This is a genomic window from Prauserella sp. PE36 (assembly GCF_003311655.1).
Taxonomy (GTDB): domain Bacteria; phylum Actinomycetota; class Actinomycetes; order Mycobacteriales; family Pseudonocardiaceae; genus Prauserella_A; species Prauserella_A endophytica.
In genome coordinates, this window is record NZ_QEQT01000029.1 from 92,262 (window position 1) to 111,013 (window position 18,752).

The 18,752-nt window shown below is 70.6% G+C and carries 19 protein-coding genes; 10 read left to right on the forward strand and 9 right to left on the reverse strand.

Annotated features, from left to right (window positions below):
* Window positions 1-66 precede the first annotated feature (66 nt).
* From DI005_RS01930 to DI005_RS01950, 5 genes are all read right to left on the reverse strand, one after another.
* Window positions 67-504, reverse strand: a complete 438-nt coding sequence (locus DI005_RS01930; protein WP_113641080.1) for a MarR family winged helix-turn-helix transcriptional regulator — start codon at window positions 502-504, stop codon at window positions 67-69.
* Window positions 501-1,175: a tRNA (guanosine(46)-N7)-methyltransferase TrmB gene (trmB, locus tag DI005_RS01935; protein ID WP_369973550.1), complete on the reverse strand. Its 675-nt coding sequence runs from the start codon at window positions 1,173-1,175 to the stop codon at window positions 501-503. Before trmB ends, DI005_RS01930 begins: the two co-directional genes overlap by 4 nt.
* 46 nt (window positions 1,176-1,221) lie before the next feature.
* Window positions 1,222-1,716: a hypothetical protein gene (locus tag DI005_RS01940; RefSeq protein ID WP_228713623.1), complete on the reverse strand. Its 495-nt coding sequence runs from the start codon at window positions 1,714-1,716 to the stop codon at window positions 1,222-1,224.
* Between the two features lie 271 nt (window positions 1,717-1,987).
* Window positions 1,988-2,755, reverse strand: coding sequence for an ABC transporter permease (locus DI005_RS01945; protein WP_112265757.1), 768 nt, complete (start codon window positions 2,753-2,755; stop codon window positions 1,988-1,990).
* A gap of 31 nt (window positions 2,756-2,786) precedes the next feature.
* Window positions 2,787-3,728, reverse strand: coding sequence for an ABC transporter ATP-binding protein (locus tag DI005_RS01950; protein WP_112266718.1), 942 nt, complete (start codon window positions 3,726-3,728; stop codon window positions 2,787-2,789).
* 265 nt (window positions 3,729-3,993) lie between these two features.
* On the opposite strand from DI005_RS01950, the gene DI005_RS01955 reads away from it, so the two are divergent.
* Window positions 3,994-4,569 (forward strand): TetR/AcrR family transcriptional regulator, encoded by a 576-nt coding sequence (locus DI005_RS01955; RefSeq protein ID WP_113641081.1) that lies wholly within the window; start codon window positions 3,994-3,996, stop codon window positions 4,567-4,569.
* Entirely contained in the window at window positions 4,566-5,483 is a 918-nt protein-coding gene (locus tag DI005_RS01960; RefSeq protein WP_113641082.1) for an SDR family oxidoreductase, read from the forward strand. The genes DI005_RS01955 and DI005_RS01960 overlap by 4 nt, the downstream gene beginning before the upstream one ends.
* Here DI005_RS01960 and DI005_RS01965 read toward each other — a convergent pair.
* Window positions 5,480-6,136 carry a response regulator transcription factor gene (locus tag DI005_RS01965; RefSeq protein WP_112265751.1) on the reverse strand — a complete coding sequence of 219 codons (657 nt, stop codon included), beginning with the start codon at window positions 6,134-6,136 and terminating at the stop codon, window positions 5,480-5,482. The two genes, DI005_RS01960 and DI005_RS01965, sit on opposite strands and share 4 nt — an antisense overlap.
* On the reverse strand, window positions 6,133-7,284 hold the full coding sequence (locus tag DI005_RS01970) for a sensor histidine kinase (protein WP_112265749.1): 1,152 nt from the start codon (window positions 7,282-7,284) through the stop codon (window positions 6,133-6,135). Before DI005_RS01970 ends, DI005_RS01965 begins: the two co-directional genes overlap by 4 nt.
* A gap of 114 nt (window positions 7,285-7,398) precedes the next feature.
* On the opposite strand from DI005_RS01970, the gene DI005_RS01975 reads away from it, so the two are divergent.
* The 8 genes from DI005_RS01975 (at window position 7,399) to DI005_RS02010 (ending at window position 17,097) form a co-directional block, all read left to right on the forward strand.
* Window positions 7,399-9,021, forward strand: coding sequence for a dynamin family protein (locus tag DI005_RS01975; RefSeq protein WP_369973551.1), 1,623 nt, complete (start codon window positions 7,399-7,401; stop codon window positions 9,019-9,021).
* On the forward strand, window positions 9,018-9,467 hold the full coding sequence (gene grpE / locus DI005_RS01980; RefSeq protein WP_112265745.1) for a nucleotide exchange factor GrpE: 450 nt from the start codon (window positions 9,018-9,020) through the stop codon (window positions 9,465-9,467). Before DI005_RS01975 ends, grpE begins: the two co-directional genes overlap by 4 nt.
* Window positions 9,468-9,521: 54 nt before the next feature.
* Entirely contained in the window at window positions 9,522-11,372 is a 1,851-nt protein-coding gene (locus tag DI005_RS01985) for a dynamin family protein (RefSeq protein WP_112265743.1), read from the forward strand.
* Between the two features lie 86 nt (window positions 11,373-11,458).
* Entirely contained in the window at window positions 11,459-12,145 is a 687-nt protein-coding gene (locus DI005_RS01990) for a hypothetical protein (protein WP_112265741.1), read from the forward strand.
* Between the two features lie 353 nt (window positions 12,146-12,498).
* Window positions 12,499-14,325, forward strand: coding sequence for a phosphoenolpyruvate carboxykinase (GTP) (locus DI005_RS01995; RefSeq protein ID WP_112265739.1), 1,827 nt, complete (start codon window positions 12,499-12,501; stop codon window positions 14,323-14,325).
* 86 nt (window positions 14,326-14,411) lie between these two features.
* Window positions 14,412-15,296 (forward strand): LLM class F420-dependent oxidoreductase, encoded by an 885-nt coding sequence (locus DI005_RS02000; RefSeq protein ID WP_113641083.1) that lies wholly within the window; start codon window positions 14,412-14,414, stop codon window positions 15,294-15,296.
* Window positions 15,293-15,895, forward strand: coding sequence for an ABC transporter ATP-binding protein (locus tag DI005_RS02005; RefSeq protein WP_112265730.1), 603 nt, complete (start codon window positions 15,293-15,295; stop codon window positions 15,893-15,895). The genes DI005_RS02000 and DI005_RS02005 overlap by 4 nt, the downstream gene beginning before the upstream one ends.
* Window positions 15,892-17,097 (forward strand): DUF6297 family protein, encoded by a 1,206-nt coding sequence (locus DI005_RS02010; protein ID WP_113641084.1) that lies wholly within the window; start codon window positions 15,892-15,894, stop codon window positions 17,095-17,097. The genes DI005_RS02005 and DI005_RS02010 overlap by 4 nt, the downstream gene beginning before the upstream one ends.
* A gap of 14 nt (window positions 17,098-17,111) precedes the next feature.
* Here DI005_RS02010 and DI005_RS02015 read toward each other — a convergent pair whose 3' ends face one another.
* Both DI005_RS02015 and DI005_RS02020 read right to left on the reverse strand, forming a co-directional pair.
* Entirely contained in the window at window positions 17,112-18,404 is a 1,293-nt protein-coding gene (locus DI005_RS02015; protein ID WP_112265726.1) for an Nramp family divalent metal transporter, read from the reverse strand.
* 75 nt (window positions 18,405-18,479) lie between these two features.
* The gene (locus DI005_RS02020; RefSeq protein ID WP_113641085.1) at window positions 18,480-18,752 is read right to left on the reverse strand and encodes a helix-turn-helix domain-containing protein; all 273 of its coding nucleotides are present in this window, start codon (window positions 18,750-18,752) and stop codon (window positions 18,480-18,482) included.

Below are 18,752 nucleotides of genomic sequence, written 5' to 3' on the forward strand. Positions count from 1 at the left end.
GTGACCAAACGTCCCCCAAGGCCACCTTCGGTGCGCTCAACGCAACAAAGGTGGCCTTGGGGGCAGTCACCGCGTCCCCGGATGGGTGAGGCGGCGGGAGCAGGCGCGGAGGGCCTCGCGGAAGGCGGCGGTCTGCTCGGCGTCGAGGTCGGCGAGCATCTCGCGTTCGAGGGCGTCCACCTCGTCGTCCAGCTCGCGCAGTGCCGCCTCACCGCGAGCGGTCAGGCTGATGTGCAGGACACGACGGTTGCGGGGCGCGGGCGCCTTCTCGACCAGCCCCCGGCGTTGCAGGCTCGTCACCAGCTCCTGCATGGTCTGCGCGCTGACGAACGAGCGCCGGGCCAGCTGCGCCGACGACTGCCCCGGCTGGGTTCGCAGCGTGGTGAGCGCGGTGTACTGGGCCGTGGTGAGCCCGTGCGGCCGCAGCACCGACTCCAGGTGCCCGCGCACGGCCTGCTCCAGCCGCTTGACCAGGTACGCCGTGCGTACCGAATCGTCGGTCACGGCAGTTTCTCGAAGATCAGGTCCCTGCTCACGCGCCCCTCCTCCTCGGCGCGCTGCTCGAACTTCGTCACCGGCCGCCACTCCGGTCTCGGCGCCCAGCCGTCGAACCGGTTGCGCAGCGTCGGCTCGCCGCCGCACACCTCCAGCATCTGCTCGGCGTAGTTCTCCCAGTCGGTGGCCAGGTGCAGCGTGCCGCCCGACGCGAGCCGCGACGCCACCAGCGCGACGAAGTCCGGCTGGACCAGCCGCCGCTTGTGGTGGCGCTTCTTCGGCCACGGGTCCGGGAAGAAGATGCGCACGCCCGCGAGTGACTCCTTCGCGACGTGCTCGGTCAGCAGCGGCACCGCGTCGCCGTGCAGCAGGCGCAGGTTCACCACGCCCAGGCGCTCGGCGCGCAGCATGAGCTGCCCGAGCCCGGCCTCGTAGACCTCCACGGCGACGTAGTTCACCTCGGGTGATGCCGCCGCGAGCTGCGAGGTGGTCTCCCCCATGCCCGAGCCGATCTCGAGGATCACGGGGGCGGGCCTGCCGAACCACGCGGCGAAGTCGATCGGACCCGGCGGCAGCTCGGAGACCGTGCGGCCCAGCTCGGGCCACCTGGTCTCCCACGCGCGCTGCTGCCCGGCCGTCATGCGCCCGCCGCGTTTGACGTAGCTGACGACGCTACGCATCCTCGGCTCCTGCTCGCTATCCACGAGCAGGCACGATAGCCGCGGCTCAGCGCACCGCTTCGAACTCCCCCAGCCGCGCGCGCAGCCCGGCGAGGCCGGCGACCGCGATCGGTTCCGGCGTGGTGAGGCTGTGGGCGGGCAGCACGTCGATCCAGCCGGGGTGGCGTTCGGTGGGGAGGATCGTGGTCGGGATGCGGTGGCCGGCGCGACCGCCCTCCGACGGCATGAACTCCCAGTAGCCCGACTCGCCGTCGGCGGCCCACGGCACGTACTCCCAGCCGGGGCGTCTGCCGAGCAGCTTGTGGACGCGGTCCTCGATGCGGAAGCCGTCCTCCCGGTGGCCGAGGGTCCCCGCCGCGACGGCACGCAGCCACCACGGGGACGGCACCGGTTCCCCGGGGGTGCAGGCGGCGCGGTAGAGAGCCAGCACCTGGTCCTCGGGGGCCCGGTGTATCCAGGCGGTGCGCAGTTCGGCCGGGGTCGTCGCGGAACCGGCGTCGCGGGGCAGTTCGATGGCGCGAGCCCATTCCAGCTCGGGCATCGGCTCGAGGCGGGGAATCTCTGTCACCGTCAAGGGTCACCTCCGTGGAAGTCCTGACGGGTGTTACCCAATATCCCCTGCGCCGATGCCTTTTCGCGTGGCCAGTGGGCGTCCTCACAAACAGTTAACCGGCTTTTAATCAGCTGCACACGAGAAAGAGGCTCGGACCGCCCCCGAATTGCGGTCCGAGCCTCTTCTTCTCTCCCCGTATCCGATCCCGCCGCCCCCGAATTGCGGCAGAGTCCGGATCTTCCCTGTGGTGGTCGCGTGCTCAGGCGTCGCGCTTCTTCGCGGTGGTGATCGCGATGGCCAGCAGCACCGCGGCGAAGCCTGCGAAGTAGGCCAGGGCCCAGCCCGGGCTCAGTGGACTCGTCGAGAGGGGCATGCCCGCGTCGGCCGCCCTGCCCGAGTTGGAGCCGCCGTCGCCCATGAGGAACTTGTTGGCGACGTTGAACGGAAGCCATTCGTAGATGTCGTCACCGATGCTCGGAATGAGCTGGACGAGGCTCTCCACGGCGAGGCTGTAGATCATCAGCAGCGAGATGGCGCCCGCGCTGTGCCGCACGAGGATGCCCACGGCCGCGGCGATCACGGCGGAGATCGCGTAGACCACGCCGACTCCCGCGACGTTGATCCAGTCGGCGGTGCTGTTGAGGGCCAGGTCGGCGTTGGGCTGGAGCAGCATCGAGAGGCCCCAGCACACGAACGCGGTGATCTCGCCGATCACGAGCGCCAGCGCGGCGATGACCGTGGTCTTGGCGAGCAGCGCCGAGCCGCGGTGCGGGATGGCCTGGAACGTGGTGCGGATGGTTCCGAAGCGGTACTCCGTGGTGACGGCGAGCGCGGCCAGCACCATGATCACGGCGAGTCCGAAGCTGTATCCGAACTGGGTGGTGGCGACGGTGGCCGGGAACTGCTCGTCGGCGTTGCCGACGACGAGCGCGGTGAAGCCGGCGGTCACCACGAGGGCGACGAGCGCGCACCACCACGGCGACCGCGTGGACAGCAGCTTGATGCGTTCGACTGCGAGCAGAGTCATCGTAGGTTTCCTCGGTTTCGGTGGTGGCTCGTCAGTTGGCTGTGGGGGCCAGCGCCTGCCGCGCTTCGGCCTCGAGGTCGGCGTGGTATTCGACGGAGTCGCCGGTGATCTGCATGAACGCCTGCTCGAGCGAGCCGCGCTGCGGGCTCAGCTCGTGGAGCACGACGCCGTTGTCCATGGCGATCTCGCCGATCTTCGCGATGTCCAAACCGGACACCACCACGCCGTCGTCTGCGGCGGCGACCGTTGCGCTCGCGCGGGTGAGCGCGTCGCGCAGGACGTCGAGTTGCGGGCTGCGCACCTTGACGCTGTTCTCGCTGGCGCGGGCGACGAAGTCGTCGGTGCTGCTCTGCGAGATCAGTTTGCCCTTGCCGATCACCACCAGCTCGCTCGCGGTGAGCGCCATCTCGGAGAGCAGGTGGCTCGACACGAAGACCGTGCGGCCCTCCTCGGCGAGCCGGTGCATGAACTTGCGGATCCAGAGGATTCCCTCGGGGTCGAGACCGTTCACCGGCTCGTCGAAGAGCAGCACCTCCGGGTCGCCCAGCAGTGCGGCGGCGATGCCGAGCCGCTGCGACATGCCGAGCGAGAAGCCGCCGGCACGCTTGTTGGCGACGGCGCTCAGGCCCACGGTCTCCAGTACCTCGTCGACACGACGCGGCGAGATCTTGTTGGACTTCGCCATCCACGCGAGGTGTGCCCTGGCCGAGCGGTTGGGGTGCACCCACTTGGCGTCGAGCAGCGCGCCGACGGTCCGGAGTGGATGGTGCAGCTCGTGGTAGCGCTTGCCACCGATGCGCACCTGGCCCGCGGTCGGGTTGTCCAGACCGAGGATCATGCGCATCGTGGTCGACTTGCCCGCGCCGTTGGGGCCGAGGAAGCCGGTGACCTTGCCGGGCGTGACGCTGAACGAGAGGTCGTCGACCGCGAGCGTCTTGCCGTACCGCTTGGTGAGGCCCTGTGCCTCGATCATCATGTCCTCCTGGTGCGGCCGATGCGCCGCAATGACGCGTGCTTCGTGTTCGTGGCTTGCGTGGCGTTTCCCCGTTGCCGGTCTGCCGACGTTGACCCCATCGTTTCCGATGGAGACGCCCTCGCGCGTCATCCTCGAGACCGAACTCCGATTCGCCTGTGGTCGTAGCTTGGCCGACCGAGGCGCCCCTTGCCGATCCGTGATGACCCTGACTTGTCCCTGATCTACCTGGCGAGGGTTAATGAACTGTGGTTCAATAACTGGCGTGGCGCGACCGAGGAGCATCAGCGACGAACGGCTGCTTTCGGCGACCGGCGCGGTGATCAGCAAGGTCGGGCCCGGATTCACGCTGGCCCAGGTGGCCAGGGAGGCCGGGGTCGCCGTCGGCAGCGTGGCGCAGCGTTTCGGCTCCAAGAAGGGCCTGCTCAGGGCGCTGAGCAAGGTGGGAAGGGTCGAGGTCGTCACCCGGATGCGTGACGCCGCCGCGGCCGCGCCGGGGCCGAGGGAGGCGCTGCTCGACGCGCTCGTGACCGTCTACGCGGGACTCGACGACGCCGCCACGGCGGCCAACAGCCTCGGCCAGCTCGCGGCCGACCTCGCCGACGAGGAGCTGCGCGCGCTGCTCGGCGAGCACTACGCGGCGATGGAGGCCGAACTGCGCGGCCTGGTCCTCCGTGCGAGGGACACCGGCTGGCGGGGGCCGGAGCCGGGCCTCGCCGCGCGCACGTTGCTGGCCACGGTCAACGGCGCGGCGATCGACTGGTCGATCCGCCCGCGCGGGGACCTGACCCAGAGGCTGCGCGCAGACCTCGAATCCATAGTGGGGAGCTGGTACGCATGAACACGCCGCTGCACGGCAAGGTCGCGGTGGTCACGGGGGCCACGCGCGGGTGCGGGCGGGCGATCGCGGTGGAACTCGGGCGCGTGGGCGCCACGGTGTTCGTCACCGGACGAACGACCCGCGAGCGGAAGTCCGCGATGGGCAGGACGGAGACCATCGAGGAGACGGCCGAACTGGTCGACGCCGCGGGTGGCCGGGGCATCCCGGTGCGCTGCGACTTCGGCGTCGTGGCCGATGTCGACGCGCTCGTCGAGCGCCTCCACTCCGAAGTGGACGGAAGGCTCGACGTGCTCGTGGACGACGTCTGGGGCGGCGATCCCTACGCCGAGTTCGGCACGGCGTACTGGGAGTCCGATCTGGACAAGGCGCTCACGATGGTGCGCAACGGGCTGGAGACACACCTGATCGCGCTGCATCGGCTGCTGCCGCTGCTGGTGCGTACCGGAGGCGGCCTCGCGATCGAGGTCACCGACGGCGACAGCGACGAGTACGTGGGCGCGGGGGTGCCGTACTACCTCGTGAAGTCGGGCGTGCGCGCGATCGGCAGGGCGCTCGGCGCCGAGCTGGCCGGGCACGGCTGCACGGGGCTCACGGTGACGCCGGGTTTCCTGCGCTCGGAGGCGATGCTCGACCACTTCGGTGTCACCGAGGACAACTGGCGGGACGCGATCGCGAGCGATCCGCACTTCGCGGTCTCGGAGACCCCGGCCTATCTCGCGCGCGGGGTGGTCGCGCTGGCCACGGACCCGAAGGTGCAGCGCTTCGCCGGGCAGACGCTTGCGTCGTGGACCCTCATGCGCGCCTACGGCGTCACCGACGTCGACGGCAGCAGGCCCGATTTCGGGCGCTGGATGGCCGACGTGGTCAAGCCGGGCCTCGACCCGGAGCAGGCCGATCCGGCGCGGTACCGCTAGCCTGCGCCGGGCCGGGCGAGGCCGGTCTCGTAGGCGAGCACCACGGCCTGCACGCGGTCACGCAGGTCGAGCTTGGCGAGAATCCGGCCCACGTGGGTTTTCACCGTCGCCTCGGACAGGAAGAGTGTCGAGGCGATCTCGGTGTTCGACAGTCCCTTCGCGATCAGCGTGAGCACCTCGCGCTCGCGCTCGGTCAGCACGTCGAGCACCGAGGCGTCGCGCGGCGGCACCCGGCCAGAGCCGAGGAAGCGGTCGAGCAGCCGCCTCGTGACCGCGGGCGAGACCACCGCGTCGCCCACCGCGACCGAGCGCAGCGCGGAGACCAGGTGGTCGGGCGGTGTGTCCTTGAGCAGGAATCCGCTCGCGCCGCTCTGCAACGCCGAGTACACGTACTCGTCGAGGTCGAACGTGGTCATCACCAGAACCTTGGAGGTGCCCTCGGTGACGATGCGGCGCGTCGCCTCAACGCCGTCGAGCACGGGCATCCGCACGTCCATGAGCACGACGTCGGGGCGCAGCTCACCCGCGAGCCGCACCGCCTCGGCACCGTTGCCCGCCTCGCCGGCCACCTCGATGTCGTCCTGCGCGCCGAGCACCATGCGGAAGCCGACGCGCATGAGCTCCTGGTCGTCCACCACCAGTACCCGGATCACGAGTCCAACCTAACGGGCAGCCGGGCGCTGACGCGCCACCCGCCGCCGGGACTCGGGCCCGCGTGCAGCGTGCCGCCGTACACGTGTGCGCGCTCGCGCATGCCGATCAGCCCGTTGCCCCCGGCGGGCGGTGCGGCCTGCCCGTTCGGCACCAGCTGCCTCGCCTTCCCGGCGCCGTCGTCGGTCACGTCCACGGTCACCACGTCGGGGTTGCGGCGCACTCGCACCGTCGCCTTCGCGCCCTGGCCCGCGTGCTTGAGCGCGTTGGTCAGCGACTCCTGCACGATGCGGTACACCCCGAGCGACACACCGGCGGGTAGCTCGCCCAGCTCGTCCAGCTCCAGCCGGACGGTGAGGCCCGCCGTGCGCATCCGGTCGGCGAGGTCGGCGAGGTCGGCGGTGGTGGGCTGCGGCACCCTCGGCTCGTCGTCGTCCTCCCCGCGCAGCACGTCGAGCAAGCGCCTCAGTTCCGTGAGCGCGCCCCTGCCGGTGTCGGAGATCGTGCGGATCGCGCGTTCAGCCAGGTCGGGGTCGGCACGCAGCGCGTAGGAGGCGCCGTCGGCGTGCACCACGATCACGCTGACGGCGTGGGCCACCACGTCGTGGAGCTCTCGCGCGATGCGCCCGCGCTCCTCGGCGACCGCGATCCGCGCGGCCTGGCCGCGCTCGGTCTCCAGCAGGTGCAGCCGTGCCTCCACCTCGGCCTGGTATGCGCGCCGGGCGCCGACGAACTCGCCGAGCAACCAGCACAGCGCCAGCACCAGCACGGCGACGATGATGTTGACCAGCCAGTCGTCGAAGTGCTGCACGTAGAGCTGAACGACGGTGACCACAAGCATGAGCGCGAGGTACAGCGCGCCCTGACGGCGGCCGACGTAGACCACGACGCTGTAGACCGCGACGCCGCTCGCGAGCCCGCTGGCGAGACCCAGCTCCAGCGCGCTGTGCACGGACCCGAGCACGAGGATCGCGTACGCCGTCGCGAGCGGGTACCGCCTGCGCAGGACGAGCGGGGAGACCATCACGATGTCGACCGGGATGGTGATGTACCAGGGCTGCGAAGCGCCCTCCGGCTCGAACTGCGTGACGACGAAGATCGCGATATCGATGAGGAGCAGGTGCACCGCGATGAGGCTGTCGCCGACCATCGGGTGTGCCCGCATCCACAGACTCAGCCGCCGCACGCATCCACAGTATGGTGCTGACGGCCCCGCTCGCGTCCTCCTGCGGTAGCACCGTGACTGCGAGCGGAGGATGACGCGATGGAAGGATCTGCCCGACGAGAGGGGGCGCCCGTGACGGCACCGACGGAGCAGGGCGGACGGCTCGCGGGCCCGCTCTCGACCTCGGTGGCCAACCTGTGCCGCCGGCTGCAGCCGCAGGTCTCGCCGCGCACGGCCGCCGGCTTCTCCGAGGTGCTGCGCAGGCTCGGTGCCCCGCTGCAGGTCGCGGTGGCCGGCCGCATCAAGTCCGGCAAGTCGACACTGGTCAACGCCCTGATCGGGCGCCGGGTCGCGCCAACCGACGTCGGCGAGTGCACGCGCCTGGTGACCCGTTTCCAGTACGGCACCGTCGACCGCATCGAGGTGGTGTTCACCGACGGCCGCAAGCAGGTGCTGCCGTTCGCGCCGGACGGGATGATCCCGGCCGAGCTGGGCGTGGACATCGACGACGTCTCCCACATCGAGGCGTACCTGACCAACGCGGTGCTGCAGGGTATGACCGTGATCGACACGCCCGGACTCGGCTCGCTCGACGCGGCGTCCGTGTCGCGGACCGAGCAGCTGCTGGGTGCGGCCAGGGCGAGCGAGGAGGACGGCACAGACGAGGAGCCGGGCTCGGACGAGCTGGACGAGACCTCTCGCAACGCGGTGGCCGGGGCCGAGGCCGTGCTCTACGTCGTCACGCAGGGCATCAGGGCCGACGACCAGCAGGCGCTCGCGGCGTTCACCGCGGCCACGGCGAGCCGGGAGGCGGGGCCTGTCAACGCGATCGCGGTGCTGAACAAGGCCGACACGATCACGCCGGAGTCGGTCGACGGCTCCGGCGGAGACGTGTGGAAAGCCGCCTCCCTGCTGGCCGAGAAGCAGGCGGCGACACTCAAGCCCAGGGTGGCCGACGTGCTGCCGGTGATCGGGCTGATCGCAGAGTCGGCCGAGTCGGGCCAGTTCACCTCGGCCGATGCCGACGCGCTGCGCAAACTCGCCGCGCTCGACGACGACATCCTCGAGATGATGCTGATCTCGGCCGACATGTTCACGAGCTGGGAGTGCGACGTGCCTGCGGGCGTGCGGGTGCGGCTGCTGGAGAAGCTCGACCTTTTCGGCATCCGGCACGGGATCGACGCCGTGCGGGCCGAGCCGGAGATCACGGCAGGTGGGCTGCGGCGCAGGCTGCTCGACGCCTCGGGCCTGGCCGCCGTGCGGGCGAGACTGGGCACGGTGTTCGCCGCGCGGGCGGACGGCATCAAGGCCGCCGCGGCGCTGGCGTCGGTGACCGCGCTGGCCCACGCCTCCGGCGACCCGGCCGAACGCCAGCGCGTGCACGACGCCATCGAGGTGCTGCTCGCCAAACCGGAGGCCCACCAGTTGCGCCTGCTGGAGGCACTCACGCTCGTCGCGTCCGGCGCGGTGGACATGCCGGAGGACCTCAGCGAGGAGGTGCTGCGCGTCGGCAGCAACGCCGAGCTGCCCGCACAGCTCGGCAAGCCCTCGGACACCCCGCGCGCCGACCTGGCGACGTACGCGCTGGAGCGGGCGGGCTGGTGGCGCTCGTTCGCCTCCTTCGGCGCCACGCCCGCGCAGAGCCGCGTCGCCCACGTGGTGCACCGGGCGTACTTCCTCATCTGGCAGCAGCTGCGGGAGCCTTCTGGAGGGGCGCGATGAACGCGTGGTTCCGCAAGGACAAGACGGACGCCGAGGAGTCGACCGGCCAGATCCCGGCGGCGCGCGAGCACACAGCGGGAACCGTACCGGCGGGTAATGCGTCGAAACCCGACGTGGAACCCGTAGGAGTAGCCGTCTCCCCGATCGACCACGAGCAGGCTCTCGCCGATCGCCAGGCACTGATCCAGCTGTGCCTCTACGCGATGGACCGGGCCCGCAGCGGCGGCGTCGTGGAGCGCATCGAGCAGGGGCTCGCCGGGATCGGCGTGCACGCCCTCCGCCCCGACGGACAGCGGTTCGATCCGACGTTGCACGAGGCGGGCGGCGCGGTGCCGACCGAGGACGCCGGCCTGGAGGGCACCGTCGCCGAGACCGAGGTCGTCGGCTTCCTCGACCATGATCGCCTGCTGCGTGCGCCGATCGTCACGGTCTACACCAGACGATAGGCCCGGCCACCGCCCCCTGACGTGGCACTTCGCGCCGCTGGTTGAATCAACCCCGTGACTGCCCCTTCCCTCGGTAAGCCGACCCTGCCCGCACAGGTCAAGCAGGCCCGTGAACAACTGCTGACCCTGCTGCGCGAGGCGGACCCGCAGGCCGCGAAGTGGGTGGAGGAGCAGCGCAAGGCGCGGTCGAAGAAGCCGTCGGTGGTGGTGGTCGGCGAGACCAACCGCGGCAAGAGCTCGCTGGTCAACGCGCTGCTCGCCACGCCGGGCCTGTCCCCCGTCGACGCCGATGTCGCCACGTCCACGTACCTCGCGTTCGAGTACTCCGACGAGTGGCTGGCGCAGGCGTGCTACCCGGGGCAGCTCGCACCCGTGGGCTTTCCGCTGGAGGAGCTGCCGCGCTGGGTGTCCGTGGCGCACGAGCTGCCCGAGGGCCAGCTGCCGCCCCGCTACGTCGAGGTGTCGGGGCCGGTCCCGCTGCTGGAGCGGGTGTCGGTGGTCGACACCCCCGGCGTCGGCGGGCTCGACGCGATGCACGGCGAGCTGGCGATGGAGGCGGCGGCGAGCGCGACGGCGCTGCTGTTCGTCGTCGACGCGTCGGCTCCGTTCACGTCCACCGAGCTGCAGTTCCTGCGCAACATGGCCGACCGGGTCGAGACGGTCGTCTTCGCGCTCTCCAAGATCGACCAGTTCCGCGGCTGGCGGGAGGTGCTGGCCGCCGACCAGGAACTGCTCGCCGAGCACGCGCCCCGGTTCGCGGACTCGCCGTTCCACGCCGTGTCGGCGCGCATGTTCGAGATGGCGGGCAAGGCCCCCAACGAGCAGGCAGCGGCGATGCTCCGCGAGAAGTCCGGTGTCGCCGAGCTGCAGGGCGCGCTGCAGGAGCTGCTCGTCGGGCGCTCGGCGATGCTCGGCGAGGCCAACACGCTGCGGGCGCTCTCCAGCGCGCTCGCCGAGCAGAAGGCCAAGCTGGGCGCCGAGAAGCGGGCGCTGTCGGCCGGGGAGTCCGAGGCCGAGCAGCTGCGGGCCCGGCGCGACCAGCTCACCGTCGAGCGCCGCTCCTCCACCAGGGGCTGGCAGCTGAAGCTGCGCGGCGAGGTGCAGCGCACCCGCGTCGAGCTCGGGCACGAGGCGAGCAGGCAGATGCGCGACGCCCAGTCGTACTTCCGCCAGCAGATCGACGCGGCCGACCGCGAGCAGCTCGGCAAGCTGCCGCAGCAGGTGGACGTGGCGTTGCAGACGATCTCGCAGCGCGTGTCGGCTCAGCTCGCGCAGCGGCTCAACCACGTCACCGACGTCGCGCTCGCCGAGCTGTTCTCCGCCGAGGAGCTCGACATCATCCGCGCCCAGTTCGCGCGTGCGGGCGGGCCGCCCGTGGTGCTGAGGCCTCCGGAAAGGCGCCCGCCGACGGCCGAGGACAAGCTGCTCGTGTTCATGGGCGTCTCCGGTGGCGCGGGCGCCGCCAAGCTCGCGGCGGCACCGCTCGCCGGGTTCGCGCTGTTCAATCCCGTGGTGTTGCCCGCGACCATCGTGATCGGGCTCGGCGCTGGCTGGTGGATGGCGCGCACGCGCAGGCACGCTGCCGACAAGCAGCACACCAAGCAGTGGCTCGTCGAGTCGATCGCCGACGCCCGCTCCATGCTCGACCAGCTCGTCGCCGAGCAGCTGATCGAGGCCGAGCAGCAGCTCGCCCTGGCCCTCGACGACGCGCTGAGCAGGCGCATCGAGGCGATCGAGACGGAGCTGAAAGAGGTCGACAAGACCATCAAGATGGACGCGCAGGAGCGCGCGAAGAAGCTCTCGGCTGTCACCAAGCGGATCAAGGAGATGGCCGACGCGCAGGAGCGCGCCGACGGCTTCCTCGGCAGGATCAGGGCGCTGCGGGACCGGCCACGAGAGAGTTGAGAGCCTGGTGTGGGGAACCGAACGGGAATAACGTGAGTCCTAACCACATCAGCAGCAAGCAGCCCTGACCGGAGGGGGAGTTCCCAGTGTGGGTCGACGAGAGTGGTGGGTCCGATGCCACCGACACCACCGGCACCTCGGACGAGATGACCATCACCGTCGAAGGTGAGGACTACTCCGCCGACGTCAACTTCGACATCAACGAGGACGGCGTCGAGGACACCGCGGTCATCGAGCACGCCGACGGCAGCGGTCAGGCGTTCGTGGACAACGACGGTGACGGCGAGGCCGACGAGTACATCGCGCTCGACGCGCAGGGCGAGGTCGTCGCCCACGCGGAGTACGACCAGGCCAGCGGTGAGTGGGTGTCGATCGACCCGGGTGGCCACGGGGGCGACTCGACCGACACGCAGACCGGCGCGGGTGGCACCATCACGGCCGACATGCCGGAGGGTGACGTCGAGGTCGGGCCGGCGACCGTGGACACCAACGAGGACGGCGTCAACGACACGGCCGTGGTCGAGGACGGCAGCGGCAACACCATCGCCTTCACCGACGTGGACGGCGACGGACAGGCCGACGTCGCGGTGGTGATCGGGCCGGACGGGGAGTCCACCGTGCTGGAGCACACCGGCGACGGTGAGTGGACCGAGGCCGGCGGCACGGCGGGCGCCGCGGGCGGCAGTGACAGCCTGTGGGGCGGCGGCACCGACACCGTCGAGGGCGTCGCCAAGATCGACTCGGCCACCGGCCAGTGGATCAGCCAGAACTAGCCAGAACCAGACCGCGTCGGCGTTAAAACTTCGTCAAGATCCAAAACGGTCGAAAAAGACATATCTCGAAGGCCCGGTACGGACGCCGTACCGGGCCTTCGTTTCGTGGACAGGAAAGTCTTTCCTCCTGGCGCGATTCAGCGAGAACTGAATCGATTCCCTGATCGTTCTTGTGAGAGAACCGACAGGTCAGCCCTCGGTTCCTCTTGGGTTTGACCGCTAGTCTCAGGGAATCCCCAAAACCAGCACACCGCTTGACGGTGCGCGAAAGCAATTCGGTCGGACGAGCTCGGAGCCCGCATACGGACGACGCAGTTCGGTGTGGGCTCTTGTCGTCGAAGACAGGAGATGAGATGACTGCAGTAGCCATCCCCGGGCTGGACAAGGCGCCAACGACACACAGTGGCGTGCTGTCCTGGGTGCGGGAGGTTGCGGAGCTGACCACCCCCGACCGAGTGGTGTGGGTGGACGGCTCCGACGAGGAAGCCGAACGCATCAATGCGGAGCTCGTGGATGCAGGCACGTTCGTGCCACTGAAGGCGAGGCCGAACTCCTACTGGGCCGCCTCCGACCCCAGCGACGTCGCACGCGTCGAGGAGCGCACCTTCATCTGCTCCGAGAAGGAGCAGGACGCCGGGCCGACCAACAACTGGATGCACCCGGACGAGATGAAGGCCACCATGACCGAGCTCTACCGGGGCTGCATGCGTGGTCGCACGATGTACGTCATCCCCTTCTGCATGGGACCGCTCGGCGACGACAACCCCAAGCTCGGCATCGAGATCACCGACTTCGCCTACGTCGTCGCCTCCATGCGCGTGATGACCCGGATGGGCACCAAGGCGCTCGAGAAGTTCGTCACCGACGACGGCACCGAGCGCGAGTTCGTGCCCGCGCTGCACTCCGTCGGCAAGCCGCTCGAGCCCGGCGAGAAGGACGTCGCCTGGCCGTGCAACGACACCAAGTACATCAGCCACTTCCCGGAGAGCCGCACCATCTGGAGCTACGGCTCCGGCTACGGCGGCAACTCGCTGCTCGGCAAGAAGTGCTACTCCCTGCGCATCGCCTCGGTGATGGCCCGCGACGAGGGCTGGCTCGCCGAGCACATGCTGATCCTCAAGCTCATCTCCCCCGAGAACAAGGCCTACTACATCGCGGCCGCGTTCCCCAGCGCCTGCGGCAAGACCAACCTCGCGATGCTGCAGCCGACCATCCCCGGCTGGCGCGCCGAGACCATCGGTGACGACATCGCGTGGATGCGGTTCGGCGAGGACGGCCGCCTGTACGCGATCAACCCGGAGTTCGGCCTCTTCGGTGTCGCGCCCGGCACCGGCGAGAAGACCAATCCGGTGGCGATGAAGACCATCGAAAAGGGCAACACGGTCTTCACCAACGTCGCGCTCACCGACGACGGCGACGTCTGGTGGGAGGGCATGACCGAGGAGGCGCCAGCGCACCTGACCGACTGGAAGGGCAACGACTGGACGCCCGAGTCCGACGTGCCGGCCGCGCACCCGAACTCGCGCTTCTGCACCCCGATCGCCCAGGTGCCGACGCTGGCGCCGGAGTGGGACGACCCGAAGGGCGTGCCGATCTCGGCGATCCTGTTCGGTGGCCGCCGCAAGACCACGGTTCCGCTCGTGACCGAGGCCCGCGACTGGCAGCACGGCGTGTTCATGGGCGCCACGATGTCGTCGGAGAAGACGGCCGCCGCGGCGGGCACGGTCGGCGAGGTGCGCCGCGACCCGATGGCGATGCTGCCGTTCCTCGGCTACCACGCCGGTGACTACTTCCAGCACTGGCTGGAGATCGGCAAGGGCGCCGACGGCGTCAAACTGCCGAGGATCTTCTACGTCAACTGGTTCCGCCGCGGCGACGACAAGCGGTTCCTGTGGCCGGGCTTCGGCGAGAACTCGCGTGTGCTGAAGTGGATCGTCGAGCGGATCGAGGGCAAGGCCTCGGCCAACGAGACCCCGGTCGGCTACGTGCCGAGCGCCGAGGACCTCGACACCGAGGGGCTCAAGGAGCCGCTCGCCGACATCCAGGCCGCGCTCGACGTCGACGCCGCCGAGTGGCGCGAGGAGATCCCGCTGATCGAGGAGTGGTTCGCCAAGATCGGTGACCGCGTCCCCTCCAGCCTCCGCGACGAGCTGGAAGCCCTCAAGCAGCGCCTAGGCTGAGCAAGCCCAACCGCCCCCCAAGGCCACCTTCGGTGCGTTCAACGCAACAAAGGTGGCCTTGGGGGCTTTTTCGGTAACGTCGGGGCGTGACCTCTACTACAGAGCGAGCGTTCCGCTTCGGCGTGAACATGATGGTTTCGGGTAGCCGGTCCGACTGGGTGGACAAGTGCCGCAAGGCGGAGGACCTCGGCTACGACGTCATCGGCGTCGCCGATCACCTCGGCATGCCGGCGCCGTTCCCGGCGATCGTGTCGGCCGCCGAGGCGACCGAACGCGTGCGGCTGTGCCCGTTCGTGCTCAACGCCGGCTTCTACAACCCGGTCCTGCTCGCGCGCGACGCAGCCGGCACCGACCAGCTCGTCGAGGGCAGGCTGGAGCTGGGCCTCGGCACCGGTTACGTCAAGGCCGAGTTCGACGCCGCCGGCCTGCCCTTCCCCGGCCCGCGTGAACGGCTCGACCACCTCGAACACACCCTCGCCGAGTTGCGGCGGCTCTTCGCCGACGGGCAGCCCCGCCCCGCGCAGGAGCCCCACCCGCCGCTGCTGCTCGGCGGCCACCGCGACCGCATGCTCCGCATGGCCGCCCGCGAGGCCGACATCGTCGGCTTCACCGGTATCGGCTTCGACCGCGACGGCACGTCGGCCACGGTCGCGGGCCCGGAGGAGCTGGCCGAGCGGGTCGAGTTCGTGCGCAAGGAAGCCGGGGAGCGTTTCGCCGACCTGGAGCTCAACCTGCTCATCCAGCACGCGGAGGTGACCGACGACCGCGCGGCCACGCTCGACGCGATCCGCGCCTACGCGCCCGACCGCACCGTCGAGGAGCTGGCCGCGCTGCCGATCGTGCTGGTGGGCACGGCCGAGGAGATCGCCGAGCAGCTGCTGGCCCAGCGCAAGGCCTACGGCATCAGCTACGTCACCGTGATGGAGGCCCACCTCGACGCGCTGGCGCCCGTGATCCCGCTGCTGCGTTGATCACCGGCGAGCATCTCGGCGTGCTGGCCGGGGAGCACTGGCTCTTCCGGGGACTCGACTGCGAAGTCCGGCCCGGCGAGTGCCTCGCGCTGGTCGGGCCGAACGGCAGCGGCAAGTCGACACTGCTGCGGTGCTTCTACGGCATGCAGGAGCCCACCGAGGGCGCGGTCACGGTCCTCGGTGGGGCACCGGACGAGCGGGACCGCGGCTTCCGCCGCCGCGTCTCGGCGCTGCTCGACGACTCGGACTTCTTCGCCGAGCTGACGCCCGTGCAGCACCTCGACCTTGTGGCGGGGTCGTTCGGCGTGGAGCTGGACCACGACGAGCTGCTGGCCGACGCCGGGCTCGAGGAGCGCGCCACCGTGACCGCGGGCCGGTTCTCGGCCGGTCAGCGGCGCAGGCTCCTGCTGCTCGGCGCCACCGCACGCCCGTTCGAGGTGCTGCTGCTCGACGAGCCCGAGCGGGCGCTCGACGCCGACGGCAAGGAGTGGCTCACCACGCTGGTGGCCCGGGCGGTGTCCTCGGGCGCAGCCGTGGTGCTCGCGACGCACCACCCGCCGCTGCTGTCCTCGGCCGACCACGTCGTGGACCTGGTGTGACGGCGACGGCCACGCGGGTCAGGGTGCCCGGCCGGGCCCGGCTCGGCGGGGTTTTCAGCGGTGACACCCCGACGTTCGTCGCGCTGTTCGCGCTCGGCTGGCTGGTGACGACGTTCTTCCAGCTCGACTGGTGGCGCGCGGTGCTCTTCGCCGGATCGGCGGTGCCCGCCCCGGCGCTGCTGGGTCTGTTCGCCGCGCTCGTCGCGCTCGGGCTCGGGTCGCTGCTCGGCCGCTCGTTCCTGTGGGCCGAGCCCGCCGTGCTCACCTGGCTCGACTTCACCGGCCACGACCGGGTGCGGCTCGTCAGCGGTCGCGTGTGGACGGTCTGGTCGGCACGGCTGCTCGTGCTCGGTTACGTCGGCGCGTTGCTGGCGGCGGCGGCCGGGGTTCCATCGTGGACGTGGTGGACCGGGATCGGACTGCTCGGCGTCGGGAGCCTTGTGGTGCTGCCGCTAGCCGCGGGAGTCGGGCCGCCGCTGCGGCTGCCGGTCGCGGTCTCGGCGGGACGGCAGCGGCTCGTCGACGGCTGGGCCGCGCGCGTGGTGCGGCTGGTGTCGGTGACCTTCCTCGACCCGACCATGATGTTGCCCTCCGCCGGTCCGGTGCCGGGAAGGCCGGTGCGCTCGCTCGTGGCGCTCGCTCTCGTCGGCGTGTTGGGGCGCCTTCGGTTCGCGGTGCCCGCGCTGCTGCTCGGCGTCGTCGTCGCGCTCGCCCACGTCGCGTTGCCGGGTCTGCCCGACGCCGTGCTCGTCGGGATCGGTGCGTTCGCCGCGCTGCTGCCGTTCGGCGGAGGGATCGGGCAGCTGTGGCGCTCACCCGGCCTGCGCCGGTGGCTCGACGCCTCGGACGTGGCGCTGCGCGCCTGGCACGCCGTGGTGTTTGCTGTGCTCGCGCTGGCGTGGGGACTCGTGGTGCTCGCCGGGACACTGCTGCTCGGCTCGCCGCTCGCGGGCGCCGCGTGGCTCGCGATCCCGCTCGCCGCGGCGGCGGTGCTGCGCACGGCCACCCGGCCACCCGTCGACTACGACGCGCCCGGGATCACGGACACACCGTTCGGTCAGGCCCCCGTCCGCCTCGTCGCTCAGGTGGTGCGCGGGCCCGACCTCGGCGCCGTGGGGGTGTGGGTGCTCGCCGCCGCCCCGCTCGGCCTGGTCACCGTGCTGGTGACGGGGGCGCTCATCGCGTGGTGCGTCCTGCGGTGAGTGCCAGGTGAGTCCTAATCGTCCTGGAAGAGGCCGATGAGCTCGTCGACGGCGAGGTAGGCGAACAGCGCGAGGCAGATGACCAGCAGGGCGTTGGACAGCCAGCGCGAACGGCCCTCGCGCGGCACCCGGCTGGAGTTGAGCAGCACCAGTAGCGTGCCCGCGAGGAACGGCATGAACAGCGCGCCCAGCGCGCCGTAGGCCACGGTCAGCTGGAACGGCCGGTCGAGGAAGAGCAGCAGCATCGGCGGGAACGTCAGCCACAGCACGTAGGTGCGGAACGCGGGGCTGCGCTGGCCTGCCTTGCGGTCGTAGTCCTCCACGGTCTCGACGGTGTCGCGCGGCAGCCGCCAGGTACGCCACCAGTCGGCGAAGAGCAGGCTCACGCCGTTCCACACGCCGATGAGCGACGTGAACGACACCGCGAAGAAGCCGATCAGGAACGGGATCCTCGCCCACTGGCCGTAGTCCTGGGCCAGCACGTCGCCGAGCATGAGCAGGCCCTCGTCGCCCGAGACGACGTCGGTGCCCATCAGCAGCTCCGCGCCGACGATGAGCATCGCGACGACGAAGATGGCCGTGGTGACGTAGCCGACCGTGTTGTCGAGCCGCATCATCGGGAGCCACTTCGACGAGCGCCAGCCCTTCGCCATGGTCCAGTAGCCGTAGGCGGCCATCGTGATCGTGCCGCCGACGCCGCCGATCAGGCCGAGGGCGTAGACGAACGAGCCGCTCGGCAGGCGCGGGACGAAACCCTCCACCGCGTCGAGCAGGTTGGGCGTCACCAGGATCGCGGTGCCCACGACGGTGACGAACATGATCCCGACGAAGACCGTCATGATCTTCTCGATCACCGCGTAACGGCCGAACCAGACCAGTGCGAGCCCGAGTAGTCCACAGACGATCGCCCACACGCGCAGCGGGACGCCGGGGAAGAGGGCGTTGAGCGGCAGGCCGGAGGCGGACATCGCCGTGGCGCCGTAGACGAAGCCCCACACGATCGCGTACGCGCCGAAGTAGACGAGCACCCACTTGCCGAGCGTGCGCCAGCCGGAGAGCATCGTCCGCCCCGACGTGAGGTGCCAGCGGCCGACCGCCTCGGCCAGGGCGATCTTGAAGATCGCGCCGACGATGACCGCCCAGAGCAGGGTGTAGCCGTAGCGCGAACCCGCGACCATGGTGGCGACCAGGTCACCGGCGCCAACCCCCGTCGCGGCGGCCATGACGCCAGGGCCCACCTGCCGGAGCCTGGCTCGCCAGCCGACCGGTACGTCCTTAACGTCTTCGTGCCCGACCTCGTGAGACATGCCCGGTAACGTAGCCCGATCACCGCGTCAACGGAACCGGGGAGATCCGGCGATGTCGGACCGTGCTCCGTGAGGTCAGGAGACTCGTGGCAGGGTGCCGGCCTCGCCGTCCTCCACGATGCCTCGCAGCGCGTCCAGCGAGAGCTTCACGGCGTCGGCCACGGCGACGACCGTGAAGAACGCGGGCGTGGGGATGCGTCCGGTCTCGATCTTGCGCAGCGTCTCGACGGAGATCCCGGCCTGTGCGGCGACCTCGACCATGCTCCGGACGCCCCTTGCCTCGCGCAGCGCGGCCCCCAGCCGCTCGCCGCGGGCCCGCTCTGCTTCGGTCAACGGCACTCGAACCAC